Below are 16,169 nucleotides of genomic sequence, written 5' to 3' on the forward strand. Positions count from 1 at the left end.
CTGTGGGCGCCGGACACGAGCGCCCGCTCCGGCGCGGTTGTCGGTTATGGTCGGGCGAACCACACGATCGGCCCCGGGGGTGAAGGTGCGGACAGCCGGCGAGGGACGTGCGGACGAGCCGCGCGACGGGCGGCCTGACGGCGGCCCCCCGCAGCCCGAGGCGACCCAGGTCTTCGAGCGGCCCCGGTCCGCCGGAGCCGAGGCCACGCGGGTCTTCACCCGCCCCGGCGGCGCCCCGGGGCCCACCCCCGAGATCATCGACGACCTGGACGACCCGGACGGCCTGGACCGCCTCCGCGGGGGCGACACGTTCGGTGGACCCGAGCCGGACCCGTGGGACCCCGGCGGCCCGGACGGGCCCGGCGACCCGCCCGGCCCCCGTGAACGGGGGAGAGGCGGCGGAGGGCGCCCGCCGCGCCGGCGCCCCCGCATCCGCCTCGGCCGCATCATCGCCCTGCTCGTGGTCGCGGCCATCGCACTTCCCCCCGCCACCTGGGCCTGGGTGTGGTGGACCGCCCGCCAGGACGAGCGCCCGCCCTCCGACACGATCCTGGTCCTGGGCGCCAGCCAGTACAACGGGCGCCCTTCGCCGATCTTCGAGGCCCGGCTGGAGCACGCCGCCCACCTCTACGAGGAAGGGGTGGCCCCCACCATCGTCACCGTCGGCGGCAACCAGCCCGGCGACAACTACACCGAGGGCGGCTCCGGCCGCGACTGGCTCGTCGAACAGGGCGTCCCCGCCGAGTCGGTCGTCGCCGTCGAAGAGGGCAGCAACACCCTGCGCAGTGTGGAGGCCGTCAGCGACGTCCTCCGGGACAACGGGTGGACCAGCACCGTCATCGTCACCGACCCCTGGCACAGCCTGCGCTCCCGCCTCATGGCCGAGGACCAGGACATGGAGGCCCACACCTCGCCCGTGCGGTCGGGGCCCGCCGTCATCGAGCGCGAGACCCAGCTCTGGTACATCACCCGCGAGACCGGGTCGCTCTGGTACTACTGGCTCTTCGGCGACAGCGCCGACGCCGACCTCGACATCGACGCCGGAACCGACGCCGCCTAGCCCATGGCCCTTCCCGAGGATGAACGGGCGCCCGGCGGCTACACCCGCCGCGACCGGGAGCGCCGCGCCCCCGAACCGCCCAAGAGCAGGGCGCGCGGCCCCTTCGAGCGCGACCGGGCCCGCGTCCTGCACAGCTTCGCGCTGCGGCGGCTGGCCGCCAAGACACAGGTGGTGCGGCCCGGGGCCAGCGATTTCCCGCGCACCCGGCTCACCCACTCGCTGGAGTGCGCCCAGATCGGGCGGGAACTCGGGGCGGCCCTCGGGTGCGACGCCGACCTCGTCGAGGCGGCCTGCCTCTCGCACGACCTGGGGCACCCGCCGTTCGGGCACAACGGGGAGCGCGCCCTGGACGCGGCGGCGGCCGCCTGCGGCGGGTTCGAGGGCAACGCGCAGAGCCTGCGCATCCTCACCCGCCTGGAAGGCAAGGTCGTCGGCGAGGACGGGGCCGGGGCCGGGCTCAACCTGACCCGGGCCAGCCTCGACGCCACCATGAAGTACCCCTGGCAGCGCGGCGGGGGAGGGGGAGACGGGCGCAAGTTCAACTGCTACCCCGACGACGCCCCGGTCTTCGACTGGGTCCGCGGCGGCGCGCCCGAGGGGAGGACCTGCTTCGAGGCGCAGGTGATGGACTGGGCCGACGACGTCGCCTACTCGGTCCACGACGTGGAGGACGGGCTGTACGCGGGGCTGGTCCGCCTGGACGCGCTGCACAGCCCGGCCGAGCGCGCGGCGGTGAGCGCGACCGCCGCGGGGCGCTACACGGACGCCCCGGCCGAGGAGCTGGAAGAGGCGTTCACCGGCCTGCTGGCCGAGCCGTTCTGGCCGCGCCGCTACGACGGCGGCCTGGAGTCGCTGGCGGCGCTGAAGAACCTCACGAGCGAGCTCATCGGAAGGCTGTGCCGGGCGGCCGAGGGCGCCACCCGGGCCCGCTACGGTCCGGCGCCGCTCACCAGGTACGCCGCCGACCTGGCGGTGCCGCGCCGGGCGCTGCTGGAGTGCGCGCTGCTGAAGGCCGTGGCGGCGCACTATGTGATGGAGCGGTCGGAGGCACTGGCCTACCAGGCCCAGGAGCGGGAGCTGATCGCCGAACTGGTCGAACTGGTGCTGCACGGCGCACCGCACACCCTGGACCCGCCTCTGCGCCCGGCCTTCACCGGGGCGAAGGACGACGCGGCGGCGCTGCGCGTGGTGGTGGACCAGGTGGCGTCGTTGACCGACACGTCGGCAGCGGCCTGGCACACGCGTCTGAAGAACTGACGAGGCACACCGGCGCCCGGTTCGCGGCGCGGGCGGGTGGATGGACGCCCGATGCCAGGGCGGGGCGGTCGTCGGCGTTGCTGGTGCGGGTTCGGCGGTCGGGGGTGTATCCCCGCCCTCCGTTGGTGCGTGGTCGCCCTTGCTCGGCGGGCCCACCCTGCCCCGGTGCGCGCGGTGGTTCCGGGTGGGCGGCCTCCTTGCGCTTCCGACCAGGGCAGGAGGCCGTCCTCCCGCCGCCGTCACCGTCCTCGATGGTTTCCGCTGGAGCGGTTGAACCCGTGCCGTTCGGGTTCTCCTTCGACGGGCGGCCGAAGGCCGCCTCGCCCTCCACGGGGACCGTGCCCACGCCGTACACCCGACAGCGCCGCCGGATGGGCCGCCCCCTTGGCTCGTCGTCGCCGCTCCGTCTGTCAGCGCCCGGTCGTGCCGTCGATCAGTTCGCGCACGATGTCGGCGTGGCCCGCGTGTCTGCCGGTCTCTTCGATCATGTGCGTGAGCGCCCACCGGACGCTGGGAGCGGGGCGTCCTCCCGGTCGGGGGACCGGTGCGGCGAGGTCGGTGCAGCCGTCGAGGACGCCGTTCGCGCGCTCGACCGCCTCCCGGTAGCGGGCCACGACCTCGGCCGCGCCGTCCGTCGGCGCCGCGTGGAACGTCGCCTGCCAGTCGGCCACCTCGTCTCCCAGGAACATCGAGCGCTCGACGCAGGTCAGGTGGTTGAGCAGGCCCAGCAGGTTCGTTCCTGTGGGCACCGCGGCCGTCCGGACCTGTGGCTCGGGCGCGCCGTCGACCTTCACGGCGATCGAGGTGCGCAGGTAGTCGAGGAATCCGCGCAGGACTTCGGCCTCGCCGCTCCCGGTCCGGGGCGGCGGGGTGTCACGGCGGCGGTCGCGACGTGGAGCGGTGGACACGGTGCTCTCCTTACTGGCCGTCGGCCCGGGCAGTGCGGCGGACGAGCAGGACGTGGTCGACGACCTCGGCGGTCTGCCCGCCTGGTCCGCTCGCGATTCGGCGGGGCGAATCGGCCCGTTCGACCGTCCATCCCGCCGGGTCCAGGCCGATGTCCGCCGCGACCTCTCCCGGGCCCGGGAAGCGGGCGTCGGGGTCCTGGTTCCACGACCAGGGCGCCGTCGAGCCGTGGTCGACGACCAGCAGCCGCCCGCCCGGGTGCAGCGCGTGCGCGGCCGAGCGCAGGACGGCCGTCCTGTCCAGCTCGAAAGGGGTGTGCAGGTAGTGGGCGCAGATCAGGTCGAACTCGCCCTGGGGGAAAGGGCCGCGCAGGTCGTGCCGGACGGCGGTGACGCGGCCGCCGAGGCCGCGGGCGGCGGCAAGGGCGGCGAGCCGGTCGACCGCCACATCCGAGATGTCGGCGGCGGTCACCCGCCACCCCTGTTCGGCGAGCCACAGCGCGTCGCCGCCCCCGCCTGAGCCGAGGTCCAGCGCCTCGCCCGGCGACAGGCCGGTGGCCGTCTCGGTGAGCCGGGCGTTCGGCCGCGGCCGGGGGGCCGCCGGTCGCGCCGCGTACAGGTCGTCCCAGAACGCGGCCGCATCGGTGGCGTTCATCCGTGCTCCTTCCGTCGGTGCGGGCCAAGTGTCACCGGGCGCCCCTCGGCATGGCACGAGAACTTGCGGTTCTGGCAAGGTGGCCCCCATGGATCGCGAAACGGGCGAGGTGCTCGACGCGGTGGGGCCCAGACTCCGCGCGCTGCGCCGCCACCGCGGCATCACCCTCGCCGGCCTGGCGGCGGCGACCGGCGTATCGGAGAGCACCCTGTCCCGGCTGGAGAGCGGTCAGCGCCGGGCGACCCTGGAGCTGCTGCTGCCTCTGGCGCGCACCTACGGCGTTCCGCTGGACGAGCTCGTCGGCGCCCCGCGCACCGGCGACCCCCGCATCCACCTCACGCCGATCCGGCGCTTCGGGATGACCTTCGTGCCCCTGTCCAGGCGGCCGGGCGGAGTGCAGGCCTTCAAAATGATCATCCCCGCCCGGGCGGAACCGCTCGAACCGACACCGCAGACCCACGACGGCTTCGAATGGCTGTACGTGCTCAACGGGCGCCTGCGGCTCGTCCTGGGCGACCGTGACCTGGAATTGTCGCCAGGGGAGGCGGCCGAATTCGCCACCTCCTCGCCGCACTGGCTGGGCAGTGCCGACGGTGGCGCCGTCGAATTGCTCATCCTGTTCGACCCGCAAGGGATGCGGGCCCATGTACACGCCGGCCCCCACCCGCCTTCTCGCAGCGGAAAGCAGTGGTGAACCGGCATGCCGGCCGATGGGGGGCGGTCTCGCATTGTGTCGGTGGGCTGGTTCGGGCGAGCTGATGGTGGTCCGTGCGCGGGTCCATGGAGAGCGGTCTGAGACCTCCGGCGAGTTGCTCTAGGAACTCGGCGATCACGGATCCGGTCGTCGCCGGACCGGCTTCGGAATGAATGACGGAGCAAACGAAAAGGTCGGTCTCGGACCCGGTCTTCCGCAAATATTCGATCCAAGCGGATGGGGCGACCAGATGTGTCCCCGTCATTCCGGCTCCTCGGAGTCGGGGAACCGAGGGCTCCGCATCTCCTCAAGGCCCCCTTCCCGGCCCACACCGCGGAGGCTGAGGAGGAACTCCTGGCTGAGGGGGGCCAACGGCGCGCCGGAGGGCGAGGTCGACGGCCTCGCGCTCGGTGCGCACCTCGAACTCGTCCGTGGCGGCGGCGATCAGGTCGTCGTCGATCCCGATGTCGATCCTCCTCATACACCCAACTCCGCACATCGAACGTGTACACCGGTGACCGGTTGCGCAAAGTGATCCCGCGAGCGGGGACCGTGATCTCCCTCCGCCCCCTTGACGGCGTGAATGTTAGCGCTAACAATGTCACCCACGTCACAGCTCCCCGAGTGCAGTGGAGGAGGGACCCATGGCGGCCCCACCCGGGCGTATGCCCGTCATGGCCGATGTCGCGCGGGCGGCGGGGGTCTCGCACCAGACCGTCTCCCGTGTGCTGAACGGGCACCCGAACGTGCGCGCCGAGACCCAGGCGCGGGTGCTCGCGGCCATCGACGAGCTGGGCTACCGGCCCAACTCCTCGGCCCGCGCCCTGGTCACCCGGCGCACCGGGGTGATCGGGGTGGTCGCGGTGGACACCGCCCACTACGGCCCCGCCCGTACCCTCACCGGGATCGAGCACGCCGCCCGCGCCGCCGGGTACTACCTCAGCGTGGTCACCCTCACCGAGGCCTCCGCCGGGCAGGTCCGCGAGGCCATGGACCACCTGGCCCGGCAGTCCGTCGAGGGCTACGTCGTCATCGCCCCGCAGCGCTCGGTGCTGGAGGGCATGCCCGAATGGGCCGGGGGCGCGCCGGTCGTGGCCGTGGAGGGCGGGGAGGCGCGCGAGCTGCCCGTCGTCTGCGTCGACCAGGAGGGCGGCGCCCGGATGGCCGTGCGGCACCTGCTCGAACTGGGCCACCGCACCGTCGGCCACATCGCCGGGCCCCGCGACTGGCTGGAGGCCGAGGCCCGCGTCGCGGGCTGGCGCGGCGCCCTGGAGGAGGCCGGCGCCCCGGTCGGCGCGCCCCTGTTCGGCGACTGGCGCCCCCGCTCCGGCTACGAGCTGGCGGGGAGCCTGGTCGAGCGGGACGCCCTGCCGACCGCCCTGTTCGTGGCCAACGACCAGATGGCCGTCGGCGCGCTGCGCGCCCTCGCCGAGGCCGGTGTGCGCGTCCCCGACGACGTCTCCCTGGTCGGCTTCGACGACGTCCCCGAGGCCGCCTACTACTCGCCCCCGCTCACCACGGTCGCCCAGGACTTCACCGAGGTCGGCCGCCGCGGCATCGGCATCCTGCTCGACCTGCTGGACAGCGGGGAGCCCGCCGCCGAGTCCGCCGCCCGCGAGGTCGTGCCCGCGCGCATGGTCGTCCGCGCGAGCTGCGGCGCCCCCGCCCGCTGACCCCCGGCCCCCGCCCGCTGTTCCCCGACCCCCGCCCGTAGAGCCCGCCGCGTCCGACGCCCGCCCCGAGAGGACCCCCCGTGACCGCCGCTGTTAACGCTCACAACATCCCGGCCGGCGCCGCCGTGGTCGGCGTCGACTTCGGCACCCTGTCCGGGCGCGCCGTGGTGCTTCGGGTGCGCGACGGCGCCGAGCTCGGCGCCGCCGAACACCCCTACGCCCACGCCGTGCTCACCGACCGCCTCCCCGGCGGCGGCCCCGCCCTGGCCCCCGACACCGCCCTGCAGGTCCCCGAGGACTACCGCGAGGTCCTGCGCCGCGCCGTCCCCGCCGCCCTGGCCGACGCCGGGACCGACCCCGCGGACGTCATCGGCATCGGCACCGACTTCACCGCCTGCACCGTCCTGCCCACCACCGCCGACGGCACCCCGCTGTGCGAGGTCCCCGGCTTCGCCGACCGCCCCCACGCCTACCCCAAGCTCTGGAAGCACCACGCCGCCCAGCCCGAGGCCGACGCCATCAACGCCCTGGCGGCCGAGCGGGGCGAGCCCTGGCTGGCCCGCTACGGCGGCAAGATCTCCTCCGAGTGGGAGTTCGCCAAGGGCCTGCAGGTGCTGCGCGAGGACCCCGAGGCCTACGGCCGCGCCGACCGCTGGATCGAGGCCGCCGACTGGATCGTCTGGGAGCTGTGCGGCCGCGAGACCCGCAACGTCAGCACCGCCGGCTACAAGGGCATCCACCAGGACGGCGCCTGGCCCGCCCGCGACTTCCTCGCCGCCCTCGACCCCCGCTTCGCCTCCTTCGCCGAGGACAAGATCGCCTTCCCCCTGTCCCCCCAGGGCGAGCGCGCCGGGGGCCTGACCGCCCGCGCCGCCGCCTGGACCGGCCTGCCCGAAGGCACCCCCGTGGCCGTCGGCACCATCGACGCCCACGTCACCGCCGCCTCCGCGGACACCGTCGCCCCCGGCGAGATGCTCGCCATCATGGGCACCAGCACCTGCCACGTGATGAACGCCGAGGCCGGTGCGGGCGCCCCCGCCGAGGTCCCCGGCATGTGCGGGGTCGTGGACGGCGGCATCGTCCCCGGCCTGTGGGGATACGAGGCCGGACAGAGCGGCGTCGGCGACATCTTCGCCTGGTTCGCCGACTCCTTCGCCGGGGGCGCGGCCTCCCGCGAGGCCGCCGAGAACGGCGAGTCCCTGCACGACCTGCTCTCCCGCCGCGCCACCGGGCGCCCGCCCGGCGCCCACGGCCTGGTCGCCCTCGACTGGCACAGCGGCAACCGCTCCGTCCTGGTCGACCACGACCTGTCCGGCGTGATCGCCGGGCTCACCCTGGCCAGCCGCCCCGAGGACGTCTACGCCGCCCTGGTCGAGGCCACCGCCTACGGCGCCCGCACCATCGTCGACGCCTTCGAGACCTCCGGGGTGCCGGTGCACGGCTTCACCGTCGCCGGCGGCCTCAAGCGCAACCCCTTCGTCATGGGCGTCTACGCCGACGTGCTGGGCCGCCCCCTGCACCTGGCCGACTCCGACCAGGCGCCGGCCGCCGGCGCCGCCGTCCACGCCGCCGCGGCCGCCGGGGCCTACCCCGGCATCCCCGAGGCCGCGGCGGCCATGGGCGGGCGCACCCGCGACGCGGTGCTGCCCGACCCCGCCCGCACCGCCGCCTACGACCGCCTCTACGCCGTCTACACCGACCTGCACGACCACTTCGGCCGCGGGGGCAGCGACGCGCTCCACCGGCTGCGCGCCATCCGCAACGCCGCCCTGAACGGGGACGGGGCGCCCGCCGGGGCCGAGCACGAGGAGGGGATCCGATGACCACCGCCCTGCCGCCGGAGGCCGCCGCGGCCGCGGAGCGCACCCGCCGCGAGGTGTGCGACCTCCACGCCGAGCTGCCCCGCTGGAACCTGGTCACCTGGACCAGCGGCAACGTGTCGGCGCGCGTCCCGGGCACCGACCTGTTCGCCATCAAGCCCAGCGGCCTGTCCTACGACGAGCTCACCCCCGCCTCGATGGTGGTCTGCGACCTGGACGGCACCCCCGTCGACGGCGAGCGCAGCCCCTCCAGCGACACCGCCGCGCACGCCTACGTCTACCGCGAGATGCCCGAGGTCGGCGCCGTGGTGCACACCCACAGCACCTACGCCACCGCCTGGGCCGCCCGCGGCGAGGCCATCCCCTGCGCCATCACCGCGATGGCCGACGAGTTCGGCGCCGAGATCCCGGTCGGCCCCTTCGCGCTGATCGGCGGCGACGACATCGGCCGCGGCATCGTCGCCACCCTGCGCGGCCACCGCTCCCCGGCGGTGCTCATGCGCAGCCACGGCGTCTTCACCGTCGGCAAGGACGCCAAGTCCGCCGTGAAGGCCGCCGTGATGTGCGAGGACGTCGCCCGCACCGTGCACATCGCCCGCCAGGGCGGACCCGTCGAACCGCTCCCGCAGGAGCACGTCGACGCCCTCTACGACCGCTACCAGAACGCCTACGGCCAAAGGAGACAGCACCCGTGAGCGACCTTCCCCGCATCGGCCTGCTGGGCATCATGCAGCCGCTCTACGACGACATGCTGCCCGGCATCACCGAGCGCCAGCACGCCTACGCCCGCGAGGTCGCCGACTCCCTGGAGGGCGTCGCCGAGGTCACCGTCGCGCCCCCGGCGCGCGGCCGCGCCGACGCCGAGGCGGCGGTGCGCGGCTTCGAGGACGCGGGCCTGGACGGCGTCCTGGTGGTCATGCTGACCTACGGGCCCTCGCTGCGCGTCACCCGGCTCTTCCAGCACATGCGCCTGCCGGTGTGCCTGGCCAACATCCAGCCCGAGTCGGAGATCACCGACCGCTGGGGCATGGCCGAGATGACCTATAACCAGGGCATCCACGGCGCCCAGGACACCGCCAACGCCATGGTCCGCGCCGGGCTCCCCTTCGACGTGGTCACCGAGGACCGCCGCGCCCCCGCCTTCCGCGAGCGCGTCGGCCGCTGGGCCCGCGCCGCCCGCGCCGCCACCGCCCTGACCGAGCTCAAGGTCGGCGTGTTCGGCTACCCCATGAACGGCATGGGCGACGCCCGCGTCGACGAGAGCGAGCTGCTGCGCAGCCTCGGCCCCGAGGTCGTGCACATCGCCCAGGGCGAGCTGCGCCGCACCATGGAGGCGCTGACCTCCGAGGAGGTCGCCGAGCTGCTGGAGGCCGAGCGCGGCCGCTTCGAGATCGACGACCGCCTGTCCAAGGAGGAGCTGGACGACCACGCCCGCCTCCAGCTCGGCCTGGAGCGGGTGCTGGAGCGCCACGGCTGCTCGGCCTACTCCACCCACTTCGACGCCCTGGGCGAGGACGGCCGCTTCGCCCGGCTGCCCATGGCCGCCGCATCCAGCCTGATGGCGCGCGGCTACGGCTTCGCGGGCGAGGGCGACGTGCCCGCCGCCGCGCTCGTCTACGCCGGGCACCGGCTCAGCGGCATCGGGCACTTCACCGAGATGTACGCGATGGACTTCCCCCGCGACGCCATCCTCATGAGCCACATGGGCGAGGGCAACTGGAAGGTCGCCCGGGACGACGAGCCCGTGCGGCTGATCAAGCGCCCGCTGGCCATCGGCGGCCTGGACGACCCGCCCACCCTGCTGTTCCGCATCCAGCCCGGCCCGGCCACCCTGGCCAGCCTGGTCACCCTCGGCGGCGGCCGCTTCCGCCTGGTGGTGGCCGAGGGCGAGGTGCTGGACGAGCCGCCCATGCCGTCCCTGGAGATGCCCTACGGCATGTTCCGCCCCGACAGCGGGGTGCGCGGCTGCATGGACGGGTGGCTCGCCGCGGGCGGCACCCACCACATCACCATGACCCCCGGCCGCACCGCCGCCGACTGGGAGTCGTTCTGCACCGCCGCCGGGGTCGAGTACCGCCCGGTCTGACCCGCCCCATCGGCGCCGCCCTCCGCGCGGGGGAGCGGCGGCGCCCTCCTCTCCCGACTCCGCGACGTCACAGGAGCACCCCATGAACGTCGACCCGCCCCACCCACCGCTCCCCGGGATCGGCCGCCGCGCGCTGCTGGCCGGCGGGCTCGGCGCCGCCGGGCTCGCCCTGGCCGGCTGCGGGGGCACGACCGCCGCGGCGACCGGCGCCCCCGTCCCGATCCGCCAGTGGAACCTGTTCACGGGCGGCGACGGGGCCCGCATGGTCGAGATGCACGACCGGTTCGCCGACGAGCACCCCGAATACGACCTGCGCCCCACCACCTACCTGTGGGGCAACCCCTACTACACCAAGTTCGCGATGGGCGCCGCCGGCGGCCGCTCGTTCGACATCGGCACCCTGCACCTGTCCCGGGTCAAGGGCATGGGCGCCGGAACCCTCATCGACCCGGTGCCGCGCGACGTGCTCGCCGAGTTCGGCATCACCGAGGAGACCGTCCGGCCCGCCCTGTGGGAGAAGGCCACCGTCGACGGGGAGCTGTACGCGATCCCGCTCGACACCCACCTGGTGGTCACCTACTACAACCGGGAGGTCTGCGAGCAGGCCGGGGTGCTGGAGTCCGACGGCACCCTGGTGCGCACCTCCGGCGTGGAGGACCTGTTCGACGTGCTGGCCGCCGTCAAGGAGGTCACCGGGCACTTCGGCATCGTCATGGACACCACCGGGGCCTGGCGCCAGTTCTGGTCGCTGTACCGCCAGCTCGGCGGGGAGATGGCGCTGGAGGACGAGCTCGGCCTCGACGACGACAAGGCGCTGCAGAGCCTGGACTTCCTGCGCCGCGTCAGCGAGGAGGGCCTGGCTCCGAAGGCCTCCGACGCCCCCGGCACCCCCGCCCGCTTCCAGAACGGCATCGCCGGGCTGATGCTCGCCGGGAACTGGGAGCTGCCCACCATGCAGGACGCGGGCATGGACTTCGGGATGCGCCCGTTCCCCGGCGTCTTCGGCGACGAGCTGGGCCAGGGCGACTCCCACGTGTTCGTGCTGCCGCACCGGCGCGAACCCGACGAGGAGGCGGTCCGCGCCTCGGTGGCCTACGCCGCCTGGATGCTCAAGAACAGCATCATCTGGGCCGGGGGCGGCCACACCCCCGCCTACCTTCCGGTCGCCGAGAGCGAGGACTACGCCGCGCTGGAGCCGCAGGCCGAGTACCGCGCGGCCGCCGACGACGTGCAGCTCGACCCGGACGCCTGGTTCAGCGGGTCGGCCGCCGCGCTGATGTCCGAGGCCAACTCGGTGATGGCGGGCGTGCACAACGGCTCCTCCACCCCCGAGGAGACCCTGGCCGCCTTCAAACGCGCCGTCCAGAAGCTCATCGACACCCCGCCCCCGGTCTGACCGGGGCCCACCCCTCCGGCACGCTCTTGGAGTCCGCCATGACCGCACCCCCGACGGCGGGCCGGGCGAGCAGATCCGACACCGGCGGAACCTCCGCCACCGGCTCTGAGCCCCGGCGCGCCCGCCGCGCCGACCTGGCAGGCCCCGCCCTGGTCCTGCCCTTCGCCCTGCTCTTCGTTCTGTTCCTGCTCTGGCCGCTGGCGGCCGGACTGTGGACCAGCTTCACCGACCGCTCCCTGGTCGGCACCGCCCCCTCGTTCGTCGGCCTGGACAACTGGGCCGAGATGGCCGCCGACCCGATGGTGTGGCGGTCGCTGTGGACCACCCTGCTGTTCACCCTGCTCACCACCCCGCCGCTGGTCGCGGTCGCGCTGCTGATGGCGGTGCTGACCCAGCGGGCCGTGCGCGTGGGCTGGTTCCTGCGCTTCTCCTTCTTCTCCCCGTTCCTGCTGCCGGTCGCGGTGGTCTCGCTGATCTGGGTGTGGATCTACCAGCCCGGGTTCGGCATGCTCAACGGCGCCCTGACCGGTCTGGGCCTGCCCGAGGTGAACTGGCTGGGCGACGAGGGAACGGTGCTGCTGTCCATCGCCATCACCACCGTGTGGTGGACGGTCGGCTTCAACTACCTGCTCTACCTGGCCGCCCTGCAGGGCATCCCGTCCCAGGTGTACGAGGCCGCCTCGCTGGACGGGGCCGGGGCCTGGCAGCGGTTCCGCCGCATCACCCTGCCGCTGCTCAACCGCACCACCGCCATCGTCGTGCTGCTGCAGATGGTGGCCTCGCTCAAGCTCTTCGACCAGGCCTACCTGATGACCAACGGCTCGGGCGGCCCGGACTACGCCGCGCGCCCGATCATCGGCTACATCTTCGACAGCGGCTTCACCAACCTGCGCATCGGCTACTCCTCGGCCATCTCCTACCTGTTCTTCGCCGTGATCATCGCGGTCTCCGCCCTGCAGTTCTGGCTGTTCACCAGGAAGGAGAACACCGCATGAGCGCCCCGACCGAGGCCGCCCCCGCCGCCGCGCCCCGCACCGCGGCGCCCGTGCCGCAGGCCCCCCGCCGCCGGCGGCGCATCTCCCCGACGGGGGCCGCCGCCACCGTCTCCGCCGTCGTGCTGGCCCTGCTGTGGCTGCTGCCCCTGGTGTGGGCGGTCCTGACCTCGCTCAAGCCGGAGGCCGAGACCACGGCCGTGCCCATCCGGTGGCTGCCCGTCGAGCCGACCGTCGAGGCCTACCGCCTGGTCATCGCCCGCGGCGACATCCAGCAGTGGCTGGTGAACAGCACCGTCATCTCCGTGCTGGTGACCGCCCTGACCCTGGTGATGTGCGCGATGGCGGCCTACGCCTTCTCGCGCACCTCCTTCCGCGGCCGCAACGCCCTGCTGCTGCTGTTCATCGCCGGGATCATGGTGCCGCCGCAGGTGCTGATCGTGCCGCTGTTCGACCAGATGCGGCTGCTGGGCATGGTCGACACCTACTGGGGCGTGGCCCTGCCGCAGGTCGTGGCCCCGGTCATGATCTTCATCCTCAAGCGGTTCTTCGACGCCATCCCGCGCGACTACCTGGAGGCCGCGCACCTGGACGGCGCCGGGCACCTGCGGGTGCTCACCTCGGTGGTGCTGCCGATGTCGGGCCCCATCCTGGCCGCCGTCGGCATCTTCACCTTCGTCCAGGCCTGGAACAACTTCCTGTGGCCGTTCGTGGCGACCACCGACCCCGCCCTGATGACGGTCCCGGTCGGCCTGGGCACCGTGCAGGGCGCCTACGGCATCCAGTACGCCCAGCAGATGGCCGCCGCCGTGCTCGGCGCGGCGCCCCTGATCGCGGTGTTCATGGTCTTCCAGCGCCAGATCGTGCGCGGCGTGACCGACGCCGGGCTGAAGTAGCCCCACCCGCCCCCGTCCCCGATCCGAACACCCGCCACCAGCACCTTCGCAGCACCCCCCCTGAACCGGAGGTACCCCCATGCCCCGCACCCGCACCCCGCTGACCGCGGCGGCCGCCGCCGCGGCCCTGGCCGCCCTGGCCGCGTGCGCGCCCGCCCCGCAGGGCTCCACCGCCTCGGCGGTGTCGGCCGACTCCGCCGCCCCGCCGCCCCCGCTCACCGGCGACACCGGGGTCCACGACCCCGGTCTGGTCGCCGGAGGGCCGGGGGAGGACTGGTACGCCTTCGGCACCGGAGACGCCGGCATCGGCGACGGCAACATCCGGATGTTCACCTCGCCCAACGGGAGCCACTGGGAAGAGGGCCGCACCGTCTGGGACACCAAGCCCGCCTGGCTGTCCCAGGAGATCCCGGGCGTGGAGAACCTGTGGGCGCCCGAGGTGTACGAGCACGACGGCACCTACTACCTGTACTACTCCGCCTCCACCTTCGGCTCCCAGCGCTCCCTCATCGCCCTGGCCACCAACACCACCCTCGACCCGGACGACCCCGACTACGAATGGGTGGACCGCGGCAAGGTCTTCGAGAGCCACGAGGGCGACCCCTACAACGCCATCGACCCGGGCATCACCGAGGACTCCGACGGGAACCCGTGGATGGCCTTCGGCTCCCACTGGGGCGGCATCTACATGGTCCCCCTGGCCTGGCCGGACGGGAAGCCCGCCGACGGCGCCGAGCCCTTCAGGATCGCCGACCGGCAGGAGGGCGCCAACCGCATCGAGGCCCCCTACATCGCCGAGCACGGCGGCGACTACTACCTCTACGTCTCCTTCGACGCCTGCTGCCAGGGCACCGACAGCACCTACAAGATCGCCGTCGGCCGCGCGGACGAGCCCACCGGCCCCTTCACCGACGCCGACGGCGTGCCCATGACCGAGGGCGGCGGCACCGTCATCCTCGCCGACCGCGGCGAGGACGTCGCCGCCGGCGGACAGTCCCTGTCCGGGGGGCACATCGCCTACCACACCTACGGCCCCTACGGCACCCCGGGCGACTTCCGCATGGGCATCGAGCCCGTCCAGTGGACCGGCGACGGCTGGCCCGTCCTCGCGCACTGAGCGCACCGAGCCCACCGAGCGACCACCGCCCCGGGGCCCACCGGCCCCGGGGCCCCGACCACCCCAGAGAGGACCCCGCGTGCACAAGGCCGAACTCACGCTCGACCCCGCCTTCGCCGTGGCCCCCGTCCACCGCAGGCTGTTCGGCTCCTTCGTCGAGCACATGGGCCGCTGCGTCTACACCGGCATCTACGAGCCCGACCACCCCTCGGCCGACGCCGACGGCCTGCGCACCGACGTCGCCGCGCTCATCCGGGAGCTGGGCGTGACCACCGTGCGCTACCCCGGCGGCAACTTCGTCTCCGGCTACCGGTGGGAGGACGGCGTCGGCCCCAAGCAGGACCGCCCCGTCCGCCGCGAACTGGCCTGGCACAGCACCGAGACCAACCAGTTCGGCCTCGACGAGTTCATGCGCTGGGCCCGCGGCCTGGACATCGAGCCGATGATGGCCGTCAACCTGGGCACCCGCGGCATCCAGGAGGCCCTGGACCTGCACGAGTACGCCAACCACCCCGGCGGCACCGCGCTCAGCGACATGCGCGCCGCCAACGGCTCGCCCGACCCGCACGCGATCCGCATGTGGTGCCTGGGCAACGAGATGGACGGCCCCTGGCAGCTCGGCCACAAGACCGCCCGCGAATACGGGCGCCTGGCCGCCGAGACCGCCCGCGCCCTGCGCACCGCCGAACCCGGCCTGGAGCTGGTCGCCTGCGGCTCCTCGGGCCGGTCCATGCCCACCTTCGGCGCCTGGGAGGCCGAGGTCCTCGGCGAGTGCTACGACGAGGTCGACTTCGTCTCCCTGCACGCCTACTACGAGGAGTACGACGGCGACCTGCGCAGCTTCCTGGCCGCCCCGGCCGACATGGACCGCTTCATCGAGGAGGTCGTGGCCACCGCCGACCACGTCGGCGCGCGCCGCAAGAGCTCCAAGAAGATCATGCTCTCCTTCGACGAGTGGAACGTGTGGTACCTCAGCCGGTTCCAGCGCGAGCAGGCCGAGGACCCGCCGACGGACTGGCCGGCGGCCCCGCGCGTCATCGAGGACCGCTACAGCGCGGCCGACGCCGTCGTCGTCGGCGGCATGCTCAACAGCCTGCTCCGCCACGCCGACCGTGTCACCGCCGCCTCCCAGGCCCAGCTCGTCAACGTGATCGCGCCGATCATGACCGAGCCCGGCGGCCGCGCCTGGCGCCAGAGCATCTTCCACCCCTTCGCCCGCACCGCCGCCGCGGCCCGCGGGCAGGTGCTGCGCGTCGAGCCCTCCGCGCCCCGCCACGACACCGCCCTCTACGGGGAGGTGCCGCTGCTGGACGCCGCCGCCACCCACGACTCGGCGTCCGGCCGCGCCGCCCTCTTCCTCGTCAACCGCTCCACCGACACCCCCATGGAGGTCTCCGTGGACCTGCGCGGCCTGGGCGGCATGGAGGCCGTCTCCGCGCTCACCCTCTCCGACGACGACGTGTACGCGGCCAACACCGCCGACGACCCCGACCGGGTCGCCCTGAAGGAGAACAAGGACGTGCGCCTGGACGGCGGACGCCTCACGGCGGTCCTGCCGCCGGTCTCCTGGACCTGTGTGGAACTCGCGGGCACCGCGCCCGCCTAGAGGAGGCGAGAC

Annotated in this window: 15 protein-coding genes; 12 read left to right on the forward strand and 3 right to left on the reverse strand. The window is 73.9% G+C overall.

Translation table 11 applies throughout. The features are described from left to right. Positions 1–79 precede the first annotated feature (79 nt). Positions 80–1,060: a YdcF family protein gene (locus O4U47_RS00625; RefSeq protein WP_270674980.1), complete on the forward strand. Its 981-nt coding sequence runs from the start codon at positions 80–82 to the stop codon at positions 1,058–1,060. Between the two features lie 3 nt (positions 1,061–1,063). Beyond that, positions 1,064–2,317 carry a deoxyguanosinetriphosphate triphosphohydrolase gene (locus O4U47_RS00630; RefSeq protein ID WP_270674983.1) on the forward strand — a complete coding sequence of 418 codons (1,254 nt, stop codon included), beginning with the start codon at positions 1,064–1,066 and terminating at the stop codon, positions 2,315–2,317. 410 nt (positions 2,318–2,727) lie between these two features. Here O4U47_RS00630 and O4U47_RS00635 read toward each other — a convergent pair whose 3' ends face one another. Both O4U47_RS00635 and O4U47_RS00640 read right to left on the reverse strand, forming a co-directional pair. Then, positions 2,728–3,225, reverse strand: a complete 498-nt coding sequence (locus tag O4U47_RS00635) for a DinB family protein (RefSeq protein ID WP_270674985.1) — start codon at positions 3,223–3,225, stop codon at positions 2,728–2,730. A 10-nt stretch (positions 3,226–3,235) separates the two neighbouring features. Beyond that, positions 3,236–3,877 (reverse strand): class I SAM-dependent methyltransferase, encoded by a 642-nt coding sequence (locus O4U47_RS00640; RefSeq protein WP_270674987.1) that lies wholly within the window; start codon positions 3,875–3,877, stop codon positions 3,236–3,238. Positions 3,878–3,965: 88 nt separating this feature from the next. Here O4U47_RS00640 and O4U47_RS00645 point away from each other — a divergent pair, with 88 nt between their 5' ends. Continuing rightward, positions 3,966–4,571 carry a helix-turn-helix domain-containing protein gene (locus O4U47_RS00645; protein WP_270674990.1) on the forward strand — a complete coding sequence of 202 codons (606 nt, stop codon included), beginning with the start codon at positions 3,966–3,968 and terminating at the stop codon, positions 4,569–4,571. A gap of 307 nt (positions 4,572–4,878) precedes the next feature. On the opposite strand, the gene O4U47_RS00650 is transcribed toward O4U47_RS00645, so the two are convergent. Further along, positions 4,879–5,052: a type II toxin-antitoxin system VapB family antitoxin gene (locus tag O4U47_RS00650; protein ID WP_270674993.1), complete on the reverse strand. Its 174-nt coding sequence runs from the start codon at positions 5,050–5,052 to the stop codon at positions 4,879–4,881. Positions 5,053–5,215: 163 nt separating this feature from the next. Between O4U47_RS00650 and O4U47_RS00655 the strand changes: the two genes are divergently transcribed. The 9 genes from O4U47_RS00655 to arfA all read left to right on the forward strand — a co-directional run bounded on the left by O4U47_RS00655 (position 5,216) and on the right by arfA (position 16,157). After that, complete coding sequence (locus O4U47_RS00655) at positions 5,216–6,244, forward strand: LacI family DNA-binding transcriptional regulator (RefSeq protein WP_270674996.1); 1,029 nt, start codon at positions 5,216–5,218, stop codon at positions 6,242–6,244. Between the two features lie 80 nt (positions 6,245–6,324). Then, positions 6,325–8,067: a ribulokinase gene (gene araB / locus O4U47_RS00660; protein WP_270674997.1), complete on the forward strand. Its 1,743-nt coding sequence runs from the start codon at positions 6,325–6,327 to the stop codon at positions 8,065–8,067. Then, positions 8,064–8,759 carry an L-ribulose-5-phosphate 4-epimerase gene (locus O4U47_RS00665; protein ID WP_270674999.1) on the forward strand — a complete coding sequence of 232 codons (696 nt, stop codon included), beginning with the start codon at positions 8,064–8,066 and terminating at the stop codon, positions 8,757–8,759. The genes araB and O4U47_RS00665 overlap by 4 nt, the downstream gene beginning before the upstream one ends. After that, positions 8,756–10,150 (forward strand): L-fucose/L-arabinose isomerase family protein, encoded by a 1,395-nt coding sequence (locus tag O4U47_RS00670; protein ID WP_270675001.1) that lies wholly within the window; start codon positions 8,756–8,758, stop codon positions 10,148–10,150. The genes O4U47_RS00665 and O4U47_RS00670 overlap by 4 nt, the downstream gene beginning before the upstream one ends. 82 nt (positions 10,151–10,232) lie before the next feature. Continuing rightward, entirely contained in the window at positions 10,233–11,546 is a 1,314-nt protein-coding gene (locus O4U47_RS00675) for an extracellular solute-binding protein (protein WP_270675003.1), read from the forward strand. 38 nt (positions 11,547–11,584) lie between these two features. Next, positions 11,585–12,541: a carbohydrate ABC transporter permease gene (locus tag O4U47_RS00680; protein WP_270675004.1), complete on the forward strand. Its 957-nt coding sequence runs from the start codon at positions 11,585–11,587 to the stop codon at positions 12,539–12,541. Next, on the forward strand, positions 12,538–13,434 hold the full coding sequence (locus O4U47_RS00685) for a carbohydrate ABC transporter permease (RefSeq protein WP_270675007.1): 897 nt from the start codon (positions 12,538–12,540) through the stop codon (positions 13,432–13,434). Before O4U47_RS00680 ends, O4U47_RS00685 begins: the two co-directional genes overlap by 4 nt. Before the next feature lie 79 nt (positions 13,435–13,513). Next, on the forward strand, positions 13,514–14,551 hold the full coding sequence (locus tag O4U47_RS00690) for an arabinan endo-1,5-alpha-L-arabinosidase (RefSeq protein WP_270675010.1): 1,038 nt from the start codon (positions 13,514–13,516) through the stop codon (positions 14,549–14,551). A gap of 79 nt (positions 14,552–14,630) precedes the next feature. Beyond that, positions 14,631–16,157 carry an arabinosylfuranosidase ArfA gene (arfA, locus tag O4U47_RS00695; protein ID WP_270675013.1) on the forward strand — a complete coding sequence of 509 codons (1,527 nt, stop codon included), beginning with the start codon at positions 14,631–14,633 and terminating at the stop codon, positions 16,155–16,157. Positions 16,158–16,169: the final 12 nt, after the last annotated feature.

The organism is Nocardiopsis suaedae, from assembly GCF_027706745.1.
Taxonomy (GTDB): Bacteria; Actinomycetota; Actinomycetes; order Streptosporangiales; family Streptosporangiaceae; genus Nocardiopsis_A; species Nocardiopsis_A suaedae.

Excerpts from the sequence above, each read along its gene's own strand:
- O4U47_RS00655 (WP_270674996.1), top strand. The coding sequence starts at position 5,216 with ATGGCGGCCCCACCCGGGCGTATGCCCGTCATGGCCGATGTCGCGCGG.
- O4U47_RS00690 (WP_270675010.1), top strand. The coding sequence starts at position 13,514 with ATGCCCCGCACCCGCACCCCGCTGACCGCGGCGGCCGCCGCCGCGGCC.
- O4U47_RS00680 (WP_270675004.1), top strand. The coding sequence starts at position 11,585 with ATGACCGCACCCCCGACGGCGGGCCGGGCGAGCAGATCCGACACCGGC.
- O4U47_RS00650 (WP_270674993.1), bottom strand. The coding sequence starts at position 5,052 with ATGAGGAGGATCGACATCGGGATCGACGACGACCTGATCGCCGCCGCC.
- O4U47_RS00645 (WP_270674990.1), top strand. The coding sequence starts at position 3,966 with ATGGATCGCGAAACGGGCGAGGTGCTCGACGCGGTGGGGCCCAGACTC.
- O4U47_RS00640 (WP_270674987.1), bottom strand. The coding sequence starts at position 3,877 with ATGAACGCCACCGATGCGGCCGCGTTCTGGGACGACCTGTACGCGGCG.
- O4U47_RS00675 (WP_270675003.1), top strand. The coding sequence starts at position 10,233 with ATGAACGTCGACCCGCCCCACCCACCGCTCCCCGGGATCGGCCGCCGC.
- O4U47_RS00685 (WP_270675007.1), top strand. The coding sequence starts at position 12,538 with ATGAGCGCCCCGACCGAGGCCGCCCCCGCCGCCGCGCCCCGCACCGCG.
- O4U47_RS00630 (WP_270674983.1), top strand. The coding sequence starts at position 1,064 with ATGGCCCTTCCCGAGGATGAACGGGCGCCCGGCGGCTACACCCGCCGC.
- O4U47_RS00665 (WP_270674999.1), top strand. The coding sequence starts at position 8,064 with ATGACCACCGCCCTGCCGCCGGAGGCCGCCGCGGCCGCGGAGCGCACC.